General features: G+C 47.5%; 5 protein-coding genes. 3 read left to right on the top strand and 2 right to left on the bottom strand.

Features of this window, described 5'->3' with window-relative positions; all coding sequences use genetic code 11:
• Positions 1-253: 253 nt before the first annotated feature.
• Together pgmB and JFN88_RS09985 are read right to left on the bottom strand one after the other, a co-directional pair.
• Positions 254-925 carry a beta-phosphoglucomutase gene (gene pgmB, locus JFN88_RS09990; RefSeq protein ID WP_199019181.1) on the bottom strand — a complete coding sequence of 224 codons (672 nt, stop codon included), beginning with the start codon at positions 923-925 and terminating at the stop codon, positions 254-256.
• 68 nt (positions 926-993) lie between these two features.
• Entirely contained in the window at positions 994-3,282 is a 2,289-nt protein-coding gene (locus JFN88_RS09985; RefSeq protein WP_199019180.1) for a glycoside hydrolase family 65 protein, read from the bottom strand.
• A 135-nt stretch (positions 3,283-3,417) separates the two neighbouring features.
• Here JFN88_RS09985 and JFN88_RS09980 point away from each other — a divergent pair, with 135 nt between their 5' ends.
• The 3 genes from JFN88_RS09980 (at position 3,418) to JFN88_RS09970 (ending at position 5,087) form a co-directional block, all read left to right on the top strand.
• Positions 3,418-4,146 (top strand): helix-turn-helix transcriptional regulator, encoded by a 729-nt coding sequence (locus JFN88_RS09980; protein ID WP_199019179.1) that lies wholly within the window; start codon positions 3,418-3,420, stop codon positions 4,144-4,146.
• 81 nt (positions 4,147-4,227) lie between these two features.
• Positions 4,228-4,452, top strand: a complete 225-nt coding sequence (locus tag JFN88_RS09975; RefSeq protein WP_199019178.1) for a DUF1450 domain-containing protein — start codon at positions 4,228-4,230, stop codon at positions 4,450-4,452.
• A 131-nt stretch (positions 4,453-4,583) separates the two neighbouring features.
• A complete protein-coding gene (locus JFN88_RS09970) occupies positions 4,584-5,087 on the top strand; it encodes a ferritin (protein ID WP_199019177.1) in 504 nt (167 codons plus the stop codon).
• Positions 5,088-5,204: the final 117 nt, after the last annotated feature.

Below are 5,204 nucleotides of genomic sequence, written 5' to 3'. Positions count from 1 at the left end.
GATCTATGAGACATAAAAATGCTCCACCTCGTAGTAAACAGTTTTATTATTTCAACTGTCTACTACAAGGGGAGCATATCATTGCAGTGGAATTTGAGGTCCTTTTCGCTTAAAAATTGGGGTCTTCCCCTGCCGTGCGAACGCTTTTGGGACAGCCCCGGCGGCACGCAAAATCGCTCCCGCACTGTACGGCTGTTTCCCGCAAAGTCCAGAGACCACACCCAAAAATATTTTTTTGTAAGTTCCGTTAGCCTTATCCGGCGAATTGCTTGATCAGATCATTCAGATTGAGCCGGGAAGTGTCCGGCAGTACGACATCTGCGTGAGGGAACAAGGACTCCAGGCCAACGGCTACAGCAAACATATCCGCACCTTTGATGGCATCCACGCCGGAAGCTGCATCTTCAACGCCGATGCAATTGCCAGGCTCTACGCCAAGCAGGGCAGCGGCCGTAAGGAAAATTTCCGGGTCCGGCTTATTGCGCTTAAGTGTGGTGACATCCACAATGACGTCAAAATAATGTTCCGCCTCAAGACGTTTGACAACGAACAGAGCATTTTTGCTGGCGGATGCAAGTCCGACCTTGATCCCGTTTTGTTTGATATCCGCTACAAATTCGGGGATGCCGGGGAGCAGATCAGCCGGGGTGATCTGCTCAATCAGCTCTTGATATAATCCGTTCTTGCGGTCTGCAAGCTGAACCATCTCCTCCTCCGTCAATGAGAGGGGAGATGCAGCTTGTCCAAGCAGCAGGTTCAGGGAATCCATCCGCGAGACACCCTTGAGGTTCTCGTTGAATTCACGGGTGAAGGGAATGCCAAGCTCATCAGCCAGCGCCTTCCATGCGAGATAATGGTATTCCGCTGTATCGGTAATGACGCCATCCAGGTCGAAAATGACGGCCTCCAGTTTTTTTGTGGTCATGTAACAACTCTCCTTATAAAGCGAATGGAATGATATTGTATTTTGCTGATCCTTTGCCTCTGGGCAGCTTATTTCGAGCTGAGCGGCTGCTTGACGCTTCGTCCAGGTTCCAGCTCAACCGGCTTGCCATACAAGGCAAGCTCCAGACGGTCGCCCTCCAGCAGTTCCAGTGCCACTTCGCCATTTGCAATTTGAACGGCAATCAGACGACCGCGGAAGGTAAGACGGAACGCGTATTGCTCCCAGCTTGCCGGAATGGACGGAGCGAGCGACAGACCGCTTTCTTTTAGACGCATACCGGCAAAACCGGATACAATCGCCATCCAGGTACCGCCCATATTCGCCAGATGGAGCCCGTCTTTCGTATTGCCATGGGTATTATCCAGGTCGAGGCGCGCAGTTTCGTTGAAATAGCTGTAGGCTTTGTCGCTATAGCCGACTTTTGACGCCATAATACTGAAAATACAGGAAGACAGGGACGAGTCATGCGTCGTGATCGTTTCATAATAATCATAGGATTGTCGGATCGTCTCCATGCTTTGCTCATCTTCCAGCAGGAAGTGGGCAAGGACAGTATCCGCTTGCTTGCACACCTGATAGCGGTACAGCGTCAGCGGATGGTAATGCAGCAGCAGCGGATATTTGTCCTCCGGTGTATTCTCGAAGTCCCAGACCGCTTTTCGCAGGAATGTATCATCTTGCGGATTGATGCCAAGCTTCTCGTCGAAAGGAAGCAGCATCGCATCGGCAGCATTTTGCCAGTCTTCAAGCTCTTGCGGGGAGACACCAAGACGGCTGTACAAAGCTTCGAGTGCTGCTGCGTCATAATCCTGCAATATTGCACAGCTCTTGGCCGCCCATTTCAGATTATGCTTGGCCATCACGTTCGTATAGTAGTTGTTGTTCACCAGACAGGTATATTCATCAGGGCCTGTCACCTCATCAAGGTGGAAGGCGCCCTCATGGTAATGCCCGATTTCCATCCACAAGCGTGCTGTCTCAATCAGCATTTCAGCCCCGTAAGCCACCAGGAATTCATTATCCTGCTCCGCCAGATAATATTGGATGTAGCTGTAGGCAATGTCTGCGCTAATATGATATTGCGCCGTACCCGAAGGGAAGAAGGAGGAGCATTCTGTACCGGAAATCGTCCGCCAAGGGAACAGTGCTCCGCGGCGGTGGCCCATCTCACGCGCTCTTTCTCTTGCCTGATCAAGAATAGAGTAGCGGTATACAAGCAATTGACGGGCTATCTCCGGCTGGCTCATCAAGAACACCGGGAACATGTAAATCTCCGTATCCCAGAAGTAATGCCCTTCATAGCCTTCACCTGTCAGTCCTTTGGCGGAAATATTGCTGTGCTCGTCCCGTCCTGCCGACTGCAGCAGATGGAACAGGTTGAAGCGGATGCCTTCCTGCAGTTTGGCATCGTTGCCGATTTCGATATCGGCCCGTTTCCAATAGTCGTCCAAATAATGCTTTTGTTCTGCCAGAACATCCTCGAAGGATTTGCCGCGGAGCGCTTCTTGCAGTTCTATTGCTCGGTCAGTCAATTTGTCTCCATGACGCAGCGTATCGGTGAAGATATTCCACTTGGTAAAGCTTACAGGTTCGTTAAGCTCGAAAGTGGTGGTATAAGTAACGACGCCTCCCTCGGCTGTGAGCGATGCTTGTCCTTCAGCATCAAGCTGATGTTGCGTGACACAAGCGGCTTGCAGTTTGGAGGTCATTGTCTCATCCACGACAAAACCGTACTCTCCGCGCACGCCGTAATCCGCTACCGTCAGTCGCTTCGCATGTCCGGCGGCAACACGGGGATCGTTCGGATTGGTATAGTTGACGACATTGCCGTTAATGGTTGAGACGATTTTCACTTGACCCTTGAAATTGAGCGGTTCAATACGTACATCAATCACGAATAATTCACGATGTACAAAAGATACGACTCTGCGGAAGGTTGCTTTAATTTCCTTGCCTCCTGCGGATTTCCAGTGCAGAATACGCTCGGAGTATCCGCGATCCATATGGAAATAGCGCTCATAAGAGATCACCTTGCCCGAATACAGGGACACAGGCGCTTCCTCTCCTTCGAGATAAATGCGAATCGTTTGGGCGTCAATCATGTTGACCAGCTTTTGCTGCGTGCTCGGAAAAGCATACAGCTTCTCCCCATAAGGAACATCAATAACGTCATGATAGGCGTTCAGATATGTTCCGCGAATGCTGGACATACCCTCGGCATAACCTTCCTCAAAATTTCCGCGAACTCCCAGGTAACCATTGCCCTGAGCAAAGATGCTTTCCATATTTAACAGAACGTCAGGCGTCGATTCATGATTCGAAATTGACCAATTCATAGTTGTGTGATCCTCCCGACAAAATTTGGTTGAAATTAAGTATGTTTACGGTTTGAATTTTAACGTGGAACAGGCTAAAATTATACTAATATATTTAGAAAATCATCAAAATTTTTAGGTGGGAAAGAGGTAAGCATGAGCGAATCACAAACGACGGAGCAGCCGCATTTTTTGTCCTCGCGCATGCATTCCTTGCGGGAAGGATTCGTGCACCCTCCTTTTGATTACGAAACCGAGCTGCTTGAAGCCATTCGTTTGGGAGATGAAGGCAAGGCCATGGATACAATGCGCAAAATCAATGAAAAAGAAGGTGCGGTGCTTGCCTCTTATCCTCTGCGTTCCAAGAAGAATGCTCTCATTGCTTCCTGTACCTTATTTACACGGGCAATCATCAGAGGCGGGGTAGATCCGGAAACGGCTTTTCAACTGAGCGATTCTCTCATTTTGCAGATCGAGAAGTTCGGCGATGTGGATCGACTTCGGCAGTTCGAGTATGAGATGCTGGTGCAATTCATCGCCGTCGTAAAGCGTGAGAAGGAAGTAATGACCTACTCGCATATTATCAATTTGTCGATTTACTACATCCGCGAGCATATATTTCAGGAGTTGACGTTGCATGCAATCGCTTCTCATGTTGGAGTAAATCCAAGCTATCTGTCCAGTCGATTCAAGCTGGAGACGGGAGCCTCGCTCACTTTTTTTATTAATGAAAGAAAAATTGAAGAGTCGAAGCATTTCTTGATTTACACGAATCATTCCGTCTCGGAAATTGCCTTCCTGTTCAAATTTTGCAGCCAAAGCTATTATACGCAGTTATTCAAAAAAATCACCGGGGTGACGCCAAGGCAGTTCCGGCAGAACTAGCAGGCAGTTAATGGTTGACATCTGATAATGAGAACTATTATCATATACTATGATGGCCATTAAAGCAGGCGGTGATGAAGGATGAAAAAAATTAAATACTGCTGTAAAAATTTGAAGTTTGGCACCAAGCCTGTGTATAAGGCAATGAAATCCAAGTTTCCGGAATTGAAGCACAAGAAAAAAAGCTGTCTGGGCAACTGTAAAATGTGCGGCAAAGAGTATTTCGTTCAAATCGGAGATTCAAAAGTGGTGTGCGAGCCGTCGGCGGAAAAGCTCTACAAACGCCTTCGCGAACTCATTGGTTAGTGAAATGCCTTTAGAGGCCTATAATTGAACAATTACCCAAACTGATATATGATAGAAACGTAAAAACTAAATAAGTTGAACTTCACAACTTATCTAACTGTAACCTGCAACCAACCGGGAGGGACATGACCATGAATGATAAGCTGCACCAGGCGCTAAATGACCAAATGAATTACGAATTTTACTCCTCTCACGTATATCTGGCAATGGCTGCTTATTTGTCCGGAGAGAGCCTCGACGGTTTTGCTAACTTCTTCATTATCCAAGCGGAAGAGGAACGCTTCCATGCGATGAAAATTTATCAATTCCTCAATAACCGCGGCAAGCGTGCTACGTTGTATGGCATGGACACGCCTAAGAATGATTATAGTTCTGTCCTGGATATTTTTGAGCATGGCTATAAGCATGAGCTTGAAGTAACCAAGCGGATTTATCATCTGTCCGATCTTGCGCTCAATGACAGGGAGCATGCGACCATTCAATTTTTAAAATGGTTCATCGACGAGCAGGTTGAAGAAGAAGCACTGTTCGATTCGATTATTCAGAAGCTCAAGCGAATTGACAAGGACAGCAATGCTTTCTTTATGCTCGATACGGAATTTTCCCAACGCACCTTTACGCCTCCGGCAGAATAAAATAAGATACCAAGAACCTTTCACCTCACGTATTGTGATATGCTCCCCTTGTAGTAGACAGTTGAAATAATAAAACTGTTTACTACGAGGTGGAGCATTTTTATGTCTCATAGATCG

The organism is Paenibacillus roseus (genome assembly GCF_016424485.1).
Lineage (GTDB): Bacteria > Bacillota > Bacilli > Paenibacillales > Paenibacillaceae > Paenibacillus_D > Paenibacillus_D roseus.
The sequence above is the reverse complement of the archived record's forward strand: the minus strand, read 5'-3'. Positions and strand labels throughout refer to the sequence as shown.